Below are 17,968 nucleotides of genomic sequence, written 5' to 3' on the forward strand. Positions count from 1 at the left end.
TTGGGTGACCGATTCGACGCGCGTGCCTTTCTCCGGTCCCGGCTGACGAGAGTTCCCGGATGCTCGCTCAGATCAGCACGCCCGGGTTGAGGATGCCAGCGGGGTCCAGCGCGGACTTGGCCGCCCGCAAGGCATGCGCGAACGGGTCCGGGCGTTGCCGGTCATACCAGGGGCGGTGATCGCGGCCGACCGCATGATGATGGGTGATGGTGCCGCCTGCGGCTGAGAGTGCTTCGGAGACAGCAGATTTGATGTCGTCCCATTGGGCGAGGGTGCTGCCCCAGCGTCCCGCGGCGTAGATGCCGAAATATGGTGCCGGCCCGTCCGGGTATACGTGGGTGAAGCGGCATGTCACCACGCCGGTCGCGCCGACGGATCGGATGGCTTCGTTGGCCGCCGCCGTCACTGTCTGCTTCAGATTGTCGAATTTATCCCAGGTACAGGCAGTTTCGAAGGTTTCGGTGATCATGGACTGGGCAGCGAGCGCATCGCGCTGGTAGGGCATCCGCAGGAATGCCGAGCGCCAGGTGTCGGCGGCCCCGGCGCCTTCCTGATGCCCTGTCGACTCGGTGTAGCGCGCGGGCTCGGGGAGCGTGCCGCCATGGTCGGCGACCAGTTCCAGCGCGCGTTCCATCCCTGCGTGGGTGGGGTGGTCGGCGGACTCGAAGCCGAGCACGAGCACGCCACCCCCGGTCGCCGCACCCGCGTTGAGGAACGCTTCGGCGGGGTCGAGCAACCGGCAGTTGGTCGGGTACAGGCCGGATTGGGCGATCGCACGGGTGGCGGCGACAGCGGCGGCATAGTCCTCGAAGTGCACGGAAGCTGTTGCACGCCAACGCGGCCGGTCTTGCAGACGCATCCAGGCCTCGGTGATGATGCCCAGCGCGCCCTCGGATCCGAGGAACATTCGGTCCGGCGATGGGCCCGCGCCGGAGCCGGGCAACCGGCGCGACTCGCTGATGCCCGACGGTGTGACCACCCGCATCGACTCGACCATGTCATCGATGTGGGTGTACAGCGTCGCGAAATGTCCACCAGCTCTGGTGGCCAGCCAGCCGCCGAGCGTGGAGAACTCGAACGACTGCGGAAAGTGACGCAAGGTCAGATCCGCGCCGCGCAGTTGATCCTCGAGGGCCGGGCCGAGTACGCCGGCCTGGATTCGCGCGGCGCGGCTGGTGCGATCGATCTCGAGAACTCGGTCGAGTGCGGTGAGATCGAGGCTGATCGCACCGGCGAAGTCGTGATCGCCACCGGAGTCGCCGATCCTCGGCTCCACCCCGCCGACCACAGAAGTGCCGCCGCCAAAGGGGATGACCGCGACATCCGTCCGCGACGCCCAGTCGAGTACGTCGACGATATCGGCCTCGTTGCGTGGTCGAACAACCACATCGGGCGGATTCTGCACATCGCCCATCAGAGTGCGCACCACATCGCGAAACGCCTGGCCATGCGCGTGTGCCGCGCGGTCGGCCTGGTCTGTCGAGGCGAGCCCGGCGAGCGAATCGGGCAGTGTGACGCGAGGTTCGGGCAGCTCCAGCGATTCGACCGAGGGCGGCTCGTGCGCGGTGAGATCGGCGCCCGGCAGGATCGCCGCGACCCGCTTCGTCAGCGCCTCCCGTTCTGCGCCGACGACGGCGTCCTCGACATTCCCCCACCCCCACCACGACCGCGTCTTCGCCACCACGACCACTCCTCTCGGCGGTGAGATCGGCCGCACCGCCGCCCGCCATCCTCGTGGAGGGGAGATCGCCGAGCAAGCACCTGTTGTGGGCAACCGACCCCCGCGCAACTCATCGCCATCGATGTCAGCGACAACCACGGTCCTGGCCTGCGTCGGCCCCGCCTGACGTTTCCGACGAACCCGCCGTGTCGCCCTCGCGACAACGGCATTCGTGTGTGCATCGCAGCCGTCACGCAAGAAGCCGCCCCGGATCATCCAGCCCGAGGCAACTCCTTGCCCATCGAGCTCAGTGCGGGTGAACTCGCCCGGTGGACCGCCTCAGGGGTCCGGGTTGAGTCCAGCGACACCGGGCCGACCAGCGGCTACTTCGCTGTTGTGGTGACCGTTGTCTCAGCAGCCGGCGAAGTGGTCACTGTGGTCGTCGGCGCCGCGGTCGTGGTCTCGGACGTGGTCGTGGTCGACTGCGGAGCGGCCGATGTGGTGGTCGTGGGCGGAATCGGGTCGGGGCACTTGCCATCCCGCTCACCGATGCTGTTGATCTCGGCATTCGGGCGTGGATCGCCCGCATAGTTGATCTGGTCCGTGCACTTCGGGGTTTCGCCGCATACGACGGTGCTGTCGCAGTTGTCGGTGCCGCCGACCGGGGGGGCGCCGCATACGACGGTGCTGTCGCAGTTGTCGGTGCCGCCGACTGGGGGAACGCCGCATTGGACTGTTCGGTCGCAGCCATCCGTGCCGGGCGCGGCTCCTGGCTGTGATCCGCCCGCGCCTTGTGATCCACCCGCGCTCTGCGATCCGCCCGCGCCTTGCGATCCGCCCGGATTTCCTTGTGCGGCACCGGATCCCGTACTCGTCGGTGTCACCGCTTTCGCTCCGCTGGTCGACGTTCTGGCCACCGTGCTGGACGTCGGCGTCCCGGAGTCGGACTCTTTGGTCGTACACGCCGACAGCGCCAGCGCCAGCGCTACCAGACCTAGCAATAAGCCCACGGCCGCCCGCAGCCGACTATTCACCCGCACCATTTACAGTCCTTCTCCTCCGGCTGCCACCGCAGCCCACCACTACCTGGTGCGAGCCTAAGCGGATACTGCGATCGAAGGTTTCGGACGTGTTACCCATGGTGGGTACTCCGACCGAAGTTCGTGATCGTGGTGTGAGTTGGGATCGTCGCTGGTAGTGACAGTTCGAGCACGGGAAACGGCGCTCCATGCGCGGCAGTCTCGAACTACGGCGAGCACGACGATGCCATCGGCGCCTACTTCCGCTGGCGCAACCAGCACGCCGAACCCAAGCGCGACTTCGCCGTCGACTCCAAGATCCGGCTCCCGGATTACCTACCGTACGTAGCTTGACGAGGCACCAGGGTAGTATCGCCACCGCTGATCGCGAGGCCACCTAGTACCCCCGTCCAGATAGATTGCTGCGCTACCCATTCCGGCTGCTCGCCGACGTAGTCATTTGGCGGTCGAATACCGCCTGGCAACCACCATCCGACTGCGTTCGACGGACTCCCGGACTCAGGGCTCGATACGGCAGAAGCTATCCGGACGCGGCACTAGCGTCGCATGGTCGTGAATTCCGGTGGCGCTTGGATGTTTGCCAACCAGGCATCGCCGCCGAACGTGCCCTGCCGAAATTGGTGTAGCCGGTGAACGTGGCCTGCCGAACACGGCGTTACCGGTGAATGTGGCCTCGGCGAAGGATGCTCTATCGGTGAATGTGGTCTCGACGAACCTCGCGTTGCCGGTGAACGTGGCCCTGCCGAACACGGCGTTACCGGTGAATGTGGCCTCGGCGAACGATGCTCTATCGGTGAATGTGGTCTCGACGAACCTGGCGTTGCCGGTGAACGTGGCGTTATCGAACCGAGGGAGGTTACAGAATGCGGCGCGGTCGAAGTCGACGTCTTCGAGTCGGGCGCTGCGGAAATCGAAGTCGCTTGTCGACCAACTGTATTCGGCGTCCGGCCGCAAGTAATCGGTGATGGCACGGACAATGATCGCGGACCTGATTCTGAACTGGGCTCGGTAGGCAATATTCCCGGCAGTGGGCATAGTTTTCGCACTCTCGGTGGAACACTGACCACATGCACAGCGATCCTGTCGAGGAACTGGTCCAACAATTACATGGTGCTTTCGCTGATCATTTGCCGATCACTTGGCAGATCGAAATATATGCGACCGGAAACATCGTCAAGACCATTCCTTACGTCCAGGCGCGCTGGAGGCCCGACCTGGATCTGCTGGAGGCATTGGACAGGGCATTGCGCGAACCGGGCGAGGAGCGCGTGTTGGTGCTGGAAGTGGCGTTGGATGGCCAGACCGCCGAGTTCAGTTACACCTTCGATTTGGAGTCGGTCGGACCGACTCAGGCTGTGGTGGATCCGGACTATCGCTACCCGAATCACCCCCGCGGCGGTACGCAGCCCCTGGCGGTCACTCTCCCGACCGACCAAGCCACCGACCCGGATGTGTTGCGGCACACCGAATTTCTTGTGACGGAAATCTGCGACCTGCATCAGCAACGGACAGGTCGTCAGCCCGAGTTCGGTGAGTCGTGCTCCGAACAGCAGATCGTTGCCGCCGAGCGCCAGCTGGGTGTGCGGCTACCAGAGGATGTCCGCGCACTGTATCGGCTCATCGGAGCAGACCCGAACGAGATGGGATTGCTCGGTGGGTATTGCCTTTCTTCGCTGTCGACAGTTGTCTCCGATCACCGACTAATGGATTCGTCTGCCGATGGCGCGTTGTTCTCCATAGCCGATCGCGTGGTGTTCGAGACGCATCCGCCCGCCACGGTGCGTCGGGTGTTGGACTCCGACCGGTGGATCCCGATCGCGAGCGACTTCGCGCGCAACAACTGTGTGGTCGACCTGGACCCCGCGTCGGGCGGCCGATACGGCCAGCTGCTCGAAAGCGGCCGCGATTTTCATGGTCCACCGGCCTTCTTCGCTGATTCGGTAACCGCTGTGCTGTCCGAGACGCTAGGCACGTTGCTGCGCGGCGAAGTGGGCGATCCCGACTGGGGCGGCGACGGGATCGGTGTGAGGTTGGACCACCGATCCACCGTGGATCACCGACAGGTCGTCAGTGTGGGTGGCCTCGACTTGGCGGCTGCCCTCAGTGAAGTGCCAGGTATCGAGCACGTGCAAGACCTCAGCCTGCAGGACATGGGCCGGACGGCGCACAGGCTGCCCTGGGGTATCAAAACCTACTACTTTTCTGGTGGTTCGCCGTTTGTGCGCGACGAAACCGACGTACTCGATCTGCGTGCTCTCTCGGCGATCCCCTCCTTGCGGCAGGTGTCTGTCAACTGGGTCGGGCCGGTGCGGCTGTGGTTCCCCGACACTGTGGAGGCGGTGGACCTCGACGTGGCACAGGCGGATCTGTCTGTGCTGGCGGGACATCCGGCTCTGTGGGATCTGACTGTCGCGGGGTTCGATGTGCGGGTCGAAGATTTGGCGGCATTGCCGGCGTTGGCTCGGTTGGACGCATCGGGTGCCCACATCGACGATGTGGACGCGCTGGCCGATCTGGACGTGCGCGTTCTTGTCTTGAACAACGAGCAGTGGGCGCAACTACAGGCCACCGATCGGCTGCCGAAACGCCTGGCGGGGGCGCAGTTGACGGGTCAGCAGACCATTGCCGAGGCCGGAGAATGGTACAGCTGGGTCTGGTCGACGGTCGGTCGATAGCCGGACTGGCGGCCGCTATCACAGGGACGTGCGATCAGCGTCGAGAATCCGTCACCCGCAGCCGATCTACGCGCAGGAGCTGGCCTGCACAGCAATTCGGCGCGATGACCCACCGCCGAAAAGCGATCTCGACCGGACCGCGCACTGCCGGTCTCGAGAATTGTTGTGCCCAATAAATAGATCTGTCAGAACTCAGGTTCCTCCTGGCCTTCTCCTACTCAAGGGCGTCGTTCATGACACCAGTTATCAAGTCCCAACACCGTGAACCGTTCGGAAACCACGGCAGATCAATCGCACGATAGTCGGCTATTACAGGACGTAGATGAAAGGCGGCCCGAGCACTTGGGGTCGACGTCAGAAGAGGCTGTCGCGGACGCGGACGCGGAGCGGGCGGTACCCGGTCGGCCCGAGCTGGGCGAGTACATTGTCATCGATCCGGCGTCCTGCCCGGCGTATCTGGTTGGCCAGCCCCATACACCCCCGCGTGGTCGCGGCGCGGCGCATGATTCAACTCATGGCCATCACGTTCGGAAGCCCCTAGGGGCCCGCCCGCATCCAGCGGTTCGGTGCCTACGCCACCGACGAGATCGCCCGACACCCGACGTCCACGATGCCCACCTCGACATCGACCTGGCCACTACGAACTGACCGACCGCCGCCGCTTTCGGTGGCGCTAGGGCCGTGGCCGTGTACATTCACCGGCTTTGGGGTCTGGGGCTCGGTTGGGTCCGAGTACCCTAAGTTCGTGAAAGATCGCGAGCAGTATGCGAGGTACCAGCAGGACCGGGACGTGCTGGCGGCGATCGGAACCCATCTCGATCCCCAGACAACTCCGATCAGCGTGCGATTGCCCAGGTCTGCGGCCGAGTCCGCAGTTGCTGCCTGGGACCGCGAGGAACTGGGTGAGATCGGTAAAGAGAGCCGCGAAGAGTATGAACTTCGTTCCGCTGCTGCCCAGCTGGCTTTGATCGGCTTGGCAATTACCGCACGCGGTGTATGGGACGGTGAGGAAGTCGTCGTCGACCTGGACCTGGTCCAGATCGCGGCGGCATTGCAGGCCGCGCAGTAGGTCAGGCCGCTGCAGCTCGAGGCCGTCCTCCCCAGCGCAGCCCCTTTTCACTGCGGATACGGGCACGCTTGCAGGGTTGAGCAGCGAGAACGTCTGGGGTGGCGGGCGTTGGCATTGTGCCAGCGCCCGAAGGCATGAAGCGCCCGGGTCTGTGCGGTGTGGTTGCGGTGGTTGAACAGCAGGAAGGCGACGCGCCGATGTCCCTCGTCGGCGGTGTTGATGGGCGGCGGATCGGCCAGCGACCGTACCTGACGCCGCGATCGAGCGCGGTGTCATGCCGGGCGCCGCGCGAAATCCGGTGCGTGCTCCGGCAATGCGCCGCGCGCCAACAGAAACGGCGGGACGTCGCGCAGCACCGGGATTCGCCGCACGATGCGCACAGGCAGCGGCGCACGCGAAGCGGTCGCTATCTCGATTCGTCCCTCCAGCGCGGGCCCGATCGCCCAGGTGTGCAGGAAACGTTGCAAAGCTTGCGTCACGACCGTGGGGAAGATCCGCCGTCGCTGCACCCTGGCCAGGTCCCCTGTGCCGACCGCGCCCGAGAGCAACGGCGCGGCAAGGATCCTCGCGGCGGCGACGGCGTCCTGCACGGCCAGGTTGATGCCGACGCCGCCGACCGGAGACATCGCGTGGGCGGCGTCACCGAGACAGAGCAGGCCGTTGGTGTACCACTTGGTCAGCCGATCCAGCTTCACCTCCAGCAGCTTCACCTCGTCCCATCCGGTCAAGACGTCGACGCGGTCACACAGCCAGGGCGCGGCATCGGCAATGGTGCGCACGACCTCCCCGACCGGCCCGCGGCGCGCGGTGCCGTCGGTGCCCTTGGCGATCAGGGTCGCGCACTGCCAGTAGTCGCCGCGGTCGAGCAAGATCGCCACCCGTCGGGAGGTGACGATCGGCAACGTGCCCACGGGGTCGAGCTCGGTGCGCGGCAGGCGGAACCACCACACGTCCATCGGCGTCGACCATGTACGCGCGGGCAGTCCCGCCACGGATCGCAGCAGCGAGCCGCGTCCGTCGCAGGCGACCGTGAGGTCTGCCTCGATCGCGCCGGTCGCACCGTCGACGGTCCGATAGGCGACGCCGCCGACCCTGCCGTCGACCCAGATCAGGTCCGTGGCCTCGGTATTCATCCGCAGCTGGAAAGTCGGCTCGGCCGCGGCAGTACGCGCGAGCAGGTCCAGCAGATCCCACTGCGGCACCATCGCGATGTACTTGTGCTTGCCCGGCAGGTTCTCGAGTGTGAAGAGCGCCTGTACCCCGGTCGCGGTGGGCAGTTGCACCTGATCGACCTTGCGCGCGGGCAATTTCGCGAATTCCGCGCCGAGCCCCAGTTCGTCCAGCAGGTCGAGGGTGCTCGGGTGGACGGTGTCGCCGCGAAAGTCACGTAGGAAATCCTTGTGCTTCTCCAACACGGTCACCGCGACTCCCGCCCGTGCCAGCAGCAGTCCGAGGATCATTCCGGCCGGGCCACCGCCGACCACCAGACATCTCGTGCGTTCCATCGACTGTCCTCCTCGGTCGCCGCATCGCCGCAAGGTGTCGCCTGTTCGCGCAATCCTAGACGGGTAGGTCCGACTGGCGACCGAGGATCTGATCGGGTCGTGGCCGCTGGTCGGGAACGACTGGCAGCGGGCGGTGACCAAGACAGGGGCGACTGAGCTCGGGTTCGGTCTGATGTTGAATCCTTCTAGACCGAGGCCCGGTTTCCGAACACGCCGGAGAAGTTGCCGACCGTCGTGGTGACATTCGCGGGGGACATAGCCTTCTCCAGGCGTGGGAAGGCGTTAAAACTCAGTGCACAACGAGATTTCGCGACCGGCAGGGATCCAGAACATGACCTCAACAAGCAAGCTGGCGGCAATCCTGGTGGCCGCTGCCCTCTCAGTGGCGGCGCTCGCCGGCTCCGCGCAAGCAGAGCAGGAAACTTCAGGGGCCAGGCATGAAGGCGTGGCCGACTGCATCCAGTGGTGGTGGACCGACAACGGCACGTCGACGACGACCATCCACTGGCACAATCTATGCCCGAGCAGCCAGACTCTGATGGTCTCGTGGCAGAACAATCGGACGAATATGGATCCAGATAACGTGATGTACGGAATTCCGGGCGGTCACGAGGGCTCCGACACGTGGGAGGGCATTCCGATCGCCTTTTCGTGCAAACCGGGTCTCCGATAGGTCGGCCTGTCGCGCCGAGTGCGGCCCGTCAGCGGGTGGTCTGCAACCTCTGTACGAGAAAGCCGCCTCGATCCAGTGGGTCGAGGCGGCTTTGTCGCGCTTGCCAGGGTTACTGGTGGTTGAACTCGCCGTCCCGGACGCCGACGGTGAAGGCGTCCCATGCGCCCGGTGTGAAGACGAGTGCGGGACCGGTGGGGTTCTTGGAGTCGCGCACGCCGACCACCCCGCCGTCGAGGAAGGCGACTTCGACGCAATCGGCTTTAGAGGCGCTGCGGCTGCTCTTGAACCATTGAGCCCTGGACAGGTCAGCAATCATGTCTCTAACAACTCCTTTGCCACCTGCCGAAGCAGGCTCCTACTTGCTGCCACGTCCAGCGAGCATTGCTGGAGACTCTGGTACACCCGATCGTACAGCTGGACGTCCACCCTTTTTTCCAGGTAGATGCATCCGACAAAGGTCTCCAAGTAGACGACCGGAGGCCACACCGGCTTCTCTTTTCCATCCTTGTCGAACTCCAGGATGGCGAACTGGCCGACTGCATCGCCAATCGGTGCGCCCTCAGAAAAGGGCAACACGCGAACCGTGACGTTGGGCAGCTTTCCGATCTCGGCCATGTGTCGCAGTTGAGCTGCCATCACATCGGGCCCGCCCACCGTGCTGCGAAGGACGGCTTCGTGGAGTACTACGTCAAGGGCGATCGGCTGACGCTTTCTGGTGACGAGAGTTTGGCGTTTCGTTCTGAGCTCGATACGCCGGTCGTGGTCGGCACTGTCTTCAGCCGGGTAGCCCGTTCGCATGAGAGCGCGGGCGTAGTCAGAGGTTTGGAGCAGGCCCGGTACTAGCGACGGCTGATAGGTGTTCAGCTGCCGCGCTGCGGTTTCGAGGCCGACATACACATCGAATGTTGCGGGGATCAGGTTCCCATACTCGTGCCACCAGCTCTTCTCGGCTCCCTGTTGTAGTAGTCCGATCATGGCAGTGGTCATCTCGTCGGACATCTCGAGAACCTCGCAAACTGCCTGTAGGTCACGGACTTTCAGCCGTGTCGCCTCACCCTTCTCCAGTCGTTGCAATACAGACGAACTCAGGTCTGCCAGGTCTGCCAGCTTCTCTTGCGACAGGTTCAGCGCAGTGCGAGCTTCATGCAGGTAACTGCCGAGCTGCCGCCTTGGCAGGGTCGAACCAGCGTCGGTCAAAATGCCCTCTTCTGTTGCGGCGCTCGCCCGTTCTGGGTGAATGAAGCCACCTGCGCGGGGATCGCTCTGGGTGTTCGGGTTAGTTCAACTGGGTTACCCAGTTTATTGCACTTTGCGCTGGTCGGCGGTGGTTTGCTCTGTTTGTGTTTCCGACAGGTAGACCGAATCTGTTCGGCTCCAGAGCCTTCCGTTCTGGCATCACCACCGTCTGCCCAGGGCCGCAGCACATCAATCCATCTTCGATCCGACTTGAGGTCTCCGTATGGACCACATAGCTTTTGGGGACACGCCCCTGACGCGTTGCCGGTACTACCGGCAGGTGTGTGAATTGCCCGCGATCATTGATCCGGCTCAGCTGGGCCGGATCGTCGTGAAGGCCGGGATCGTTTGGGCAGTAATGATGCCGATGCGCCTCAGCCAGCTCGTGAAGACCGATCTGCAACGCCGTCACCAAGATCTCGGTCCGATCATCTCGCATCCGCGCTCCAGTAGATGGAGTTATCTGGTGCGGCCCGATCTCCCGAACGATGACAGTTTGTTCGCCGAGATGTTTCGGCTCAACGTCTCGATAGTGCGGGCGGGTGGTGCTATCGCTCTGCCGTCTCCAGCCGATCAGTGCAGACAGTTCCGACACTGGATCGAGCCGCCGCGATGCGCATTTCGCCCGTCTGGGCTGATGGTCATTGCATCAGTACGGGCGACGATGCGGGGCGGGCGAACATGATGCTCGGTGAACCGCTCCCGGGAAAGAACCTGATCCTGGCAGCATGCCGGGGCGATGTACACGATCATCCGCTCCTCCGCTCAGCTAGAGAGCTGGCAGAAATGCACGAGCTCAGGCTCGGCGCCAGCCGCGAGCAAGCCGACGAGATCGACAGTGAGCGTGTGCGCCTCGTTCGAGATATCGACCGATGGGTTCTTGGGCATCTTCCGCCATCACTCGGCGCGGCGCGTGTGCATACGGAAACTGTTGGCGCTGTGGTTGATCGGCTCGGCCAGTTGACCGCCTGTGCCTTTGCCGCATTGGCCAGCGGTTCGAAGGAGCAACTCGGCGACGCGTGGGAAAGGCTCGCCGAGCTCGCGATCGGTTACGAAGACCTCAAAGATGAAGTAGCCGTCGGACGTCGTCGCCTCCCGGGCGGCCCATAGCCCCGCGCATACGATGCGATCCCGATGACCGAGCCGTCCTAATGCCCCCAGCGTTAGCTGTCTACTCGGTGGAGACGGTGTGGCGGAGGCGACTGGTGGTGTTCGGTCCCCGGAGAGGTTGGCAGGGTGGGCTGAGATGTGCCGGTGTGGTTGCGGCAATCCTCTCGTGGCCAGTAACTTCAATGGGAGCTGACAGGGGGCGGAGGAGCCGGTCCGGCCCCACCGACACGGCATGCCACCGGCGGTGAGGAACCGATGACAAGCAGGGGGAATGTGCTGCGCGGTTTTGCCGTCGCGATTGGTGCTGCGTTGGTCCTGGCTGGGTGCAATGATTCCACCGGCCCAGTGGCGACGACACCCAACACGACGGGCGCGACGTCGACGGTCGCAGCGACGAAACCCGCTGACCCTGACGCTGCACTGTGGAATCCATGCGACCTGTCGGAGTCGGCGATATCTGGGACAGGGCTCGACCCGGCGAGTAAGAAGAAAGACGTCGCAGGTGTGGACTTCGACGGCTGGAAGGTTTGCAGCTGGCGGGCTTCGGCGAAGTGGTACGACTTGACGATACTGTCGGGGACTCCGACGCTCGCGGACGTTGAGCAGCGTCGCGACTTCGAGGCATTCGCACCTCAAACCATCGGTTCGCGCAAAGCGGTCGAGTTTCTTGATGCCGGAGACAAGGAGCGCCTCAAATGTGCCATTGCAGTCGAAATGTCTTATGGCTCAGTACTATTCCGTGTTCTTACTCGCAATTCGGTCGGTAAGCAAGGTGAGCCCTGCGTCGAGGCGCGTCGTCACGTTGACGATCTCGCCAAGGACCTGCCGGTTAAGTGAGGAGCGCGACCATGGAGTTCGGAGTAGACCCCGGGGAATGGCGCAAGGTACTTGATCTAGCCAATGCTGGCGAGGTGTCCCTGCATCCAGATGTTGGCAAGGGATTGGACAAGGTGTGCGACGAATACCTCGATAGGCTTGACGATATCGCACAGGTTGTAGACAACGTGAAGCTCATTAGCGGGTTCGGGCCCTTCCCGTCGAGTAAGGCCCTGGAAGAAAAGTTCAGCCTGAAGGCCACCGGTACCGAGCAGTCGATAGACACCGTGATCAAGCAGCACGTCGAGACCGTCAAAATGGCGAAAGCAGTTGTAGCCAAAGCAATCTCGAACTTCGTAGAGGTCGACCAAACCCGTGCCGATCAGTTCACCGGAACGGACATCCCCCAGTGACCTCCTACGACGACTACCGCAACCGCATCATCGCCGCGCAAGAACAATGGAACCGTGATCGGGAAGCCATCTACACCAGCACGAATTCGTTGACCAGCAACTTCACCGGCGAGTTCGATCCGCCCAAAATCCCAGGCCCGGACAACTACGACAGCATGACCCTGGCACAGATGATCGAAGCCGCCGACGCGATGAAGCCGAGTGCCGCGAGGCAAGCCGGGGAAGCATGGCTGAACATCGGTGCGCAGCTCGCTGCCGCGACCACATTGTTCAACCAGCACTTCGCCCGCACCGTGAACGGTGACGGCGGGCACGGCGGGTGGACCGGGCAGTCCGGTGCGGCGGCGGCCGCTGCGGTGAACAACTATGCCAAAAAATCCGAAAACCTCCCTGAGGCAGCGGCATTGGTGAGTTATAAGCTGCTCGAGTTGCAAACCGGGCTGGAGCAAACCCAAGCCCTGATGCCGCAGGCCACCCAACGTCCGGACCTGCATGGCAAGACGTTGCCGCAAGAAGGCGTGATGAAGAGCGGCGACTACACCGAGGAGGAAGCTACTCAGGAGGCGCGCAGGGTGCTGCGTACTGTCTTCGGTCAGGTGGTGAACCAGACCGATCACGGCGTACCGGTCCTGCCTGCCGCACCGCCCATCGTCGACGACCCGTCACCACCGCCGGTCGCACCGCCTGGCGGCACATCTGCTGGCCCGGCCGGTTCCGGCGAATCCGGGAAGCCGAGCGAAGTCCCTGAGAGCGCCGGAGACCCGGGCTCCACAGAGCCGAGCGGCAGCCCCGAACAGCCGATCGCCACCGACCCGGCAGCGACGACACCACAGTCGGTGACCCCGGCCAATGCGACGCAACAGCCCGCTTCGCCTGCGAACACCCCTGCCACCCCGGCCAACACACCGAGCGGCACCGGCATCCCGAGTCCGACCGCACCGAGTCCGACCACCCCAACGATCCCACCGCGTTCCACTGGCACACCCAACACACCCGGAAGGCCGAGCAGCCCAGGCATTCCCAGCACTCCTGGCACCCCCGCCCCGGGTCGCAGCATTCCCGGCGTGCCTCAACAACCCAGCGCCAACCCGCTCGCGGCGTCCTCGGGCACCGGCAACCGGCCGGGCACCGCAGGCGCCTCCGGCGTCGCGCCAGGCGCGGCGGGCAAAGGTAAGGACGACGAGCGTGAGACCTCCGGCACCAAGGACTATCTGATCAACACACAGAATGGCGAAGAAGTCACCGGCCTGGACTCGCTACCGAAAACGGTGCCGCCGGTCATCGGTGGGGGCCATGACTGAGTGGCGCTTCACCGGCCAAGAGTTTGAGATCCTCTGGGCCGCTTATGGTCGCGATCGGCTGCCCTATCCGCTCCAATTTCGGCCCGGGGAAATGGATTTCAGCGCGTTGAAACGACAGCGGGAGGCGGCGGTCGATGCGCTGCTCGGCAAGTACGCCCCTGACTTGGAGCGGGCGTTGGACATCCTGCTGGAGCCCGACACCCGGATCGAATCGAAAGGTTTCGACAACCGAGACCCCTTGGCTGTCCAACGATTTCACGGTGCGGTGCGAGACAAAGCGGGCGCGACGTTGGTCCAGTTGCCGGGCATGACGCAGGACACCGGCGCTGATGTGATCGTAAGCTACTGTCCAGCGAAGAAAGTCGCGGAACGAGCGGTGGTCGCGCTGCCGAGGATGCGGGCTGGAACCCGTGAACCACTAGAGGTGCGTCGTGAAACCCTCGCCGCCGATCGCGACCGCGCGGTCCGCGCACCCTACGAGATCAGCCTCGTCGAACAGTTGGACCGCCTCTTCAAACGCCCTCGCCTCGCCCTCGGTGAAATCACCGTGTTCTCCGGCCCTGCCCTCGACGCCCGCCCCGGCTTCGGCCGCGGCTTCTGGTGGATGGACTACGAAGACGGCCGGTACTACGTCAGAACCGGGGACCCCATCATCGCCAAACCCCTTGCTCCCCAAGCCATGGCCGCCGAAATCCATCGCCTCATGACACTGACCCAGCGCTACTACCGCGAAGACCTCGAACACGACGAATACCTGCGTACACGTTGGTAGGGGCTCGAGGGTTCGCCGGGCGTAGGTTGCCGCACGCACGGTCCCTGATCCTCGCCATCAACGAATACACCTCGGCCACAGCTCGATCCGATGCCATCCTGCCGATCTACCAGCACGAATCCCGCGAGTGCAGTAGCAGTACGAGGCAGGCCGGGGGCTCGGATCGTTTGTCTTCTTCAGCGTCGGATTTCCCGGACTTGGCCCACACCTGAACACGACAGCGGAGCGGTGTCCCCGCACTGGAACTGAGCTGAATTCTTGATTCTCGAGTTCCAGCGCGTTCATCGCGCTGGAGGTCGCGATGGGCGCTTCGAGACTGGCCTCACGCTCAGCGAACTTGGCGCTACAGTCGACTCGGAACTCCAGGGCCGCTGAGTTCTCGAATCTCGCGCGGCTCCGGGGTGGTTCGAAGAGTGGATTGATCGAGGATTTTGGTGACTGCGGGCAGATCTCGTGCCGCGAACGACGGCACTGTCTCCTCCAGCCTGGCCCGCTTGGTGTCGGGCGTCGTTCAAGACCTGGGACTGAACCGTGGTCAGTTCGCGCAGCTGCCGGATCTGCGGCCCGAGGTGCTGGCCGATGATCTGGCCCGGGTATCGACGCCGACCATGATCGCGCTGTGGGAGCAGCTCACACTGAGCGATGCCGGAACCGCGATCGGAGTGCACGTCGCGGACCAGGCGTCGGTGGGAACTCTCGGGCTGTGGGATTACCTGTACACGACGGGCGCCACCCTGATCGAGACGACACCGCAGGCGCTGAACTATCTGGATGTGATCGGCGATCCGGGTGCGGACCGGACGCGGGTGCTGCACAGCGGCAGTCAGTTCATCGTCGGGCACGCGACCGGGCCCGCGGTGCCCGACGTCGTCGAGGCGATCGAGATCTTCGTGCTTGCGCTGTTCCTGAAGCGGTCGCGCGAGGCCACCGGCCGTCCGATCGTTCCATTGCGGGTCAGCCTGTCGCATCGCGCACCTCGCGAACATCGCCGGCTGGTCGAGTTCTTCGGTACCACACGCATCGACTATGAGGCGCCGGTCAATTCGATCACCCTGCTCGAAGAAGACGCGCACGCGCCGCTCCCGCAATCGCAGCCCGGTCTCGGGAAGATCCTGCAACATCATGCCGACCTGACCTTGGCCGCCGCCAAACCGGTGCTGCGCTGGTATGACGCTTTCCGGGTCGCGCTCGACATTGTCTTCGAGCAGAACATCGTCTCGCTGGAAGCGGTGGCCGCGCGGCTGGCGATGAGCCCGCGCACGCTGCAACGCCGCCTCGCCGAACACGAGACATCCTGGCGCACCGAGGTCGAGCAAGTCCGGCATGAACGCGCGCTCGCCCTGTTGCGTGATCCCCAGCTGTCGATGCGGTCGATCGCCCGCCGCGTCGGCTACAGCGATGAGAGGGCGCTGCGCCGGGCGATTCGGCGCTGGCATGGAATGCCGCCCTTGGCTGTTCGCGACGGCCTCGCCGCGGGCTGAGGACTATCTGATCAACCCCTTGTTCTTCGGCACCTCGACAATGCCCTCGAAATCCAGGCATTCGGATAGATTGCTGCGCCAAAGCAGATGTGTTCACTGTCGGTGAAGCTTTCTCAGTAGGAACTGAATCGGCTTCGGGCTGTGGCGGCGTGGAACCTGTTTGGGTTCCGGCGAATTGTGCGCAGCAACGACGCCCGGAATGGATGTGCCGATCAGCCGGGGTTCCGGGCCCGTAGGGGCGGGTGAGCACGTTCACGTGCCTGGACGAGTTCGGACTCGACGTTCTCGGCCGACGACGCGGGTTGACGGTCGAGAACGTCGAAAAGGAGTAGCCCGTGGGCCGGTGTGGTTGGTAGCCTCTCGGGACCGTGACATCGTGCGAGGAGGTGAGACCCATGAACGCTGCATCGAAGTGGGTGCTCCCCCTCGCCGTCACGGTTGGGCGAACGTCGTAGTTGTCGCCGGGAGCGCCTGAACAACGGCACTCCCGAGAGACGACAACCATGCATTCACAACATTTCACATTCGAATCAGGCGAGCTCGCCGCCATCATCACGCGGGTCGCAGACACCCAGTGGCACGCCGCGGTGGACGGCCGGGTGGTCGGCAGCGGCGAGGTGGCCCGGCGGCCGGACGGACGGCTCTTCGTCAGCGTCGACGCCTGGCACGCCACCGTATTCGACCAGCTCGCCGCGGCCCTGCGGGCCGAGCTGCCGCGGCCGCTGTACACCGTGGTGGACGAAGTCGAGACCGACCTGACCGCAGGCTGGCGGCGGGCGGGCTTCACCCTGGGCCGCCGCGAGTGGGAGTATTCCGTGCCCACCGACCCCGCGGTTACCGGACTCGACGCCGCCGCACCGCCGCCTGGGGTCGCGATGGTGGCCGCGGGGGCCGCGGCGGAAGGTCCGCTGCGGGCATTGGACCGGGCGATCCGTGACGAGGTCGAGGCGACCGTCGGCTGGCAGGACATGCCCGCCGAAGTTCTGCCCCGCCCGGATGGCGACACGGTCGTCGACCCGTCCAAGTACGCGGTCGCGGTGCGATCAGGCCGCTATGTCGGGCTGATTCGCGTGGTGCAGGCGACTCGGCAGCCGCGCATCGGACTGATCGCGGTCCGGGCAGGGGAGCAACGCACCGGCGTTGCGCGGGCACTGCTTGCGCACGCGCTGGGCATCCTGCACCGGGACGGGTTCGGTCCGGCGTACACCGAGGTGAACGAATCCAACACCGCGGCAGCGGCGCTGTTCGGCGTCATCGGCGCTTGGCGCGTCGGCAGCAACCTGGAACTGGTGCTGCGATGACAAAGACGAGCAAGGGCATCGAGATCGAGGGCACCGTGCTGGAGTGCCTGCGCAACGCCACCTTCACAGTGGAGCTCGCCAACGGGCACAGGGTGCTCGCACACATCAGCGGGAAAATACGGAAGAACTACATCAAGATCATGCCCTTCGACCGGGTCTTGGTGGAGCTCAGCCCGTACGATCTGGCCCGCGGCCGGATCCTCTTCCGCTACCGGACGTAACCGGTCCCTGAACCCCCGTGAGTGGCAAGTGCCGTCCTGGCGGCACTTGCCACTCGCGTGGGTCTGAGCAGGAGCGGAGTAGGGGTGAGCCGGACGCCGGTGGGTACGACCGGCGGCGGTGAGCGGCGGAGCACTGCCCGCAACCGGTCACGCCCGAGTGACGAGTAAGGCCACGCGATAGTCGGATGGCGAAATCGACTGGCTACTAAGGGGTTCGGGGCTGAGGGTCTTCAGTTCGATTCGGTAGCCATCGACTATTGCCGCGGAAGCGAGGCGCCGGTTCGAGTGGAGTTCCTGTCGCGATGGCGTGGAACCGACGGTTACCGTTGCGATGACGGTCGCATCTCCCTCCCACACGCAGTCGACATCCTTCGGACACCGACTGTCTTGTGACACTTTGTCGAACGACACCCGCACGCGGTCGTCGTCGACCCGCATCGTATTGCCGGGGGCGAGCGTGAATTCGGCACCGAGCTCTGCGGTCGGTACGTCCGGTGGCACATCCTGCTCGCGGCACCCCGTCGTGGCCAGGAATACGACAGCCAGGAGTCCCCACCGCGCGATTCGCAAAGCGACCATGGATCGACTGTAGGTGATCCGGTGTCGGCCTCGGGGCCGCGCTGTGCGGGCGACCGGGTTTGTGCGAACGCCGCGGAGTTGTCTCTCGAGTTGCGGAGAACGCGATGCTGGCTGAT

19 protein-coding genes are annotated in these 17,968 nt (G+C 64.5%); 12 read left to right on the forward strand and 7 right to left on the reverse strand.

The features are described 5' to 3' along the window. Positions 1-67: 67 nt before the first annotated feature. The 3 genes from AB0M74_RS14990 to AB0M74_RS15000 all read right to left on the reverse strand — a co-directional run bounded on the left by AB0M74_RS14990 (position 68) and on the right by AB0M74_RS15000 (position 3,735). Entirely contained in the window at positions 68-1,681 is a 1,614-nt protein-coding gene (locus tag AB0M74_RS14990) for an FAD-binding oxidoreductase (protein WP_364906779.1), read from the reverse strand. 362 nt (positions 1,682-2,043) lie between these two features. Next, complete coding sequence (locus tag AB0M74_RS14995) at positions 2,044-2,703, reverse strand: hypothetical protein (protein ID WP_364906782.1); 660 nt, start codon at positions 2,701-2,703, stop codon at positions 2,044-2,046. Between the two features lie 495 nt (positions 2,704-3,198). After that, a complete protein-coding gene (locus tag AB0M74_RS15000; protein WP_364906784.1) occupies positions 3,199-3,735 on the reverse strand; it encodes a pentapeptide repeat-containing protein in 537 nt (178 codons plus the stop codon). A 32-nt stretch (positions 3,736-3,767) separates the two neighbouring features. Between AB0M74_RS15000 and AB0M74_RS15005 the strand changes: the two genes are divergently transcribed. Further along, entirely contained in the window at positions 3,768-5,375 is a 1,608-nt protein-coding gene (locus tag AB0M74_RS15005; RefSeq protein ID WP_364906786.1) for an SMI1/KNR4 family protein, read from the forward strand. Between the two features lie 745 nt (positions 5,376-6,120). Beyond that, positions 6,121-6,444, forward strand: coding sequence for a hypothetical protein (locus AB0M74_RS15010; RefSeq protein WP_364906789.1), 324 nt, complete (start codon positions 6,121-6,123; stop codon positions 6,442-6,444). Between the two features lie 272 nt (positions 6,445-6,716). On the opposite strand, the gene AB0M74_RS15015 is transcribed toward AB0M74_RS15010, so the two are convergent. Beyond that, positions 6,717-7,949 (reverse strand): FAD-dependent oxidoreductase, encoded by a 1,233-nt coding sequence (locus AB0M74_RS15015; protein ID WP_364906792.1) that lies wholly within the window; start codon positions 7,947-7,949, stop codon positions 6,717-6,719. Positions 7,950-8,280: 331 nt separating this feature from the next. Between AB0M74_RS15015 and AB0M74_RS15020 the strand changes: the two genes are divergently transcribed. Beyond that, on the forward strand, positions 8,281-8,622 hold the full coding sequence (locus AB0M74_RS15020) for a hypothetical protein (RefSeq protein WP_364906794.1): 342 nt from the start codon (positions 8,281-8,283) through the stop codon (positions 8,620-8,622). 109 nt (positions 8,623-8,731) lie between these two features. Here AB0M74_RS15020 and AB0M74_RS15025 read toward each other — a convergent pair whose 3' ends face one another. Next, complete coding sequence (locus AB0M74_RS15025; RefSeq protein ID WP_364906797.1) at positions 8,732-8,938, reverse strand: DUF397 domain-containing protein; 207 nt, start codon at positions 8,936-8,938, stop codon at positions 8,732-8,734. Continuing rightward, the gene (locus AB0M74_RS15030; RefSeq protein WP_364906799.1) at positions 8,935-9,819 is read right to left on the reverse strand and encodes a helix-turn-helix transcriptional regulator; all 885 of its coding nucleotides are present in this window, start codon (positions 9,817-9,819) and stop codon (positions 8,935-8,937) included. Before AB0M74_RS15030 ends, AB0M74_RS15025 begins: the two co-directional genes overlap by 4 nt. A 319-nt stretch (positions 9,820-10,138) precedes the next feature. Between AB0M74_RS15030 and AB0M74_RS15035 the strand changes: the two genes are divergently transcribed. From AB0M74_RS15035 to infA, 9 genes are all read left to right on the forward strand, one after another. Then, the gene (locus tag AB0M74_RS15035) at positions 10,139-10,543 is read left to right on the forward strand and encodes a DNA-directed RNA polymerase subunit beta (RefSeq protein ID WP_364906802.1); all 405 of its coding nucleotides are present in this window, start codon (positions 10,139-10,141) and stop codon (positions 10,541-10,543) included. Continuing rightward, on the forward strand, positions 10,540-10,968 hold the full coding sequence (locus AB0M74_RS15040; RefSeq protein WP_364906805.1) for a DUF4254 domain-containing protein: 429 nt from the start codon (positions 10,540-10,542) through the stop codon (positions 10,966-10,968). Before AB0M74_RS15035 ends, AB0M74_RS15040 begins: the two co-directional genes overlap by 4 nt. A gap of 255 nt (positions 10,969-11,223) precedes the next feature. Next, the gene (locus tag AB0M74_RS15045) at positions 11,224-11,805 is read left to right on the forward strand and encodes a DUF3558 domain-containing protein (RefSeq protein WP_364906808.1); all 582 of its coding nucleotides are present in this window, start codon (positions 11,224-11,226) and stop codon (positions 11,803-11,805) included. Positions 11,806-11,816: 11 nt separating this feature from the next. Then, positions 11,817-12,197, forward strand: a complete 381-nt coding sequence (locus tag AB0M74_RS15050) for a hypothetical protein (protein ID WP_364906810.1) — start codon at positions 11,817-11,819, stop codon at positions 12,195-12,197. Beyond that, positions 12,194-13,498: a hypothetical protein gene (locus tag AB0M74_RS15055; RefSeq protein WP_364906812.1), complete on the forward strand. Its 1,305-nt coding sequence runs from the start codon at positions 12,194-12,196 to the stop codon at positions 13,496-13,498. Before AB0M74_RS15050 ends, AB0M74_RS15055 begins: the two co-directional genes overlap by 4 nt. Next, positions 13,491-14,270, forward strand: coding sequence for an ESX secretion-associated protein EspG (locus tag AB0M74_RS15060; RefSeq protein WP_364906815.1), 780 nt, complete (start codon positions 13,491-13,493; stop codon positions 14,268-14,270). The genes AB0M74_RS15055 and AB0M74_RS15060 overlap by 8 nt, the downstream gene beginning before the upstream one ends. A 434-nt stretch (positions 14,271-14,704) precedes the next feature. Next, the gene (locus tag AB0M74_RS15065) at positions 14,705-15,751 is read left to right on the forward strand and encodes an AraC family transcriptional regulator ligand-binding domain-containing protein (protein WP_364906818.1); all 1,047 of its coding nucleotides are present in this window, start codon (positions 14,705-14,707) and stop codon (positions 15,749-15,751) included. Positions 15,752-16,254: 503 nt separating this feature from the next. Further along, a complete protein-coding gene (locus AB0M74_RS15070; protein WP_364906820.1) occupies positions 16,255-17,052 on the forward strand; it encodes a GNAT family N-acetyltransferase in 798 nt (265 codons plus the stop codon). Continuing rightward, positions 17,049-17,273, forward strand: a complete 225-nt coding sequence (infA, locus tag AB0M74_RS15075; protein ID WP_364906823.1) for a translation initiation factor IF-1 — start codon at positions 17,049-17,051, stop codon at positions 17,271-17,273. The genes AB0M74_RS15070 and infA overlap by 4 nt, the downstream gene beginning before the upstream one ends. 147 nt (positions 17,274-17,420) lie before the next feature. On the opposite strand, the gene AB0M74_RS15080 is transcribed toward infA, so the two are convergent. Next, positions 17,421-17,852: a hypothetical protein gene (locus AB0M74_RS15080; RefSeq protein WP_364906826.1), complete on the reverse strand. Its 432-nt coding sequence runs from the start codon at positions 17,850-17,852 to the stop codon at positions 17,421-17,423. Positions 17,853-17,968: the final 116 nt, after the last annotated feature.

This window comes from Nocardia sp. NPDC051463 (genome assembly GCF_040681975.1).
Classification (GTDB): Bacteria; Actinomycetota; Actinomycetes; order Mycobacteriales; family Mycobacteriaceae; genus Nocardia.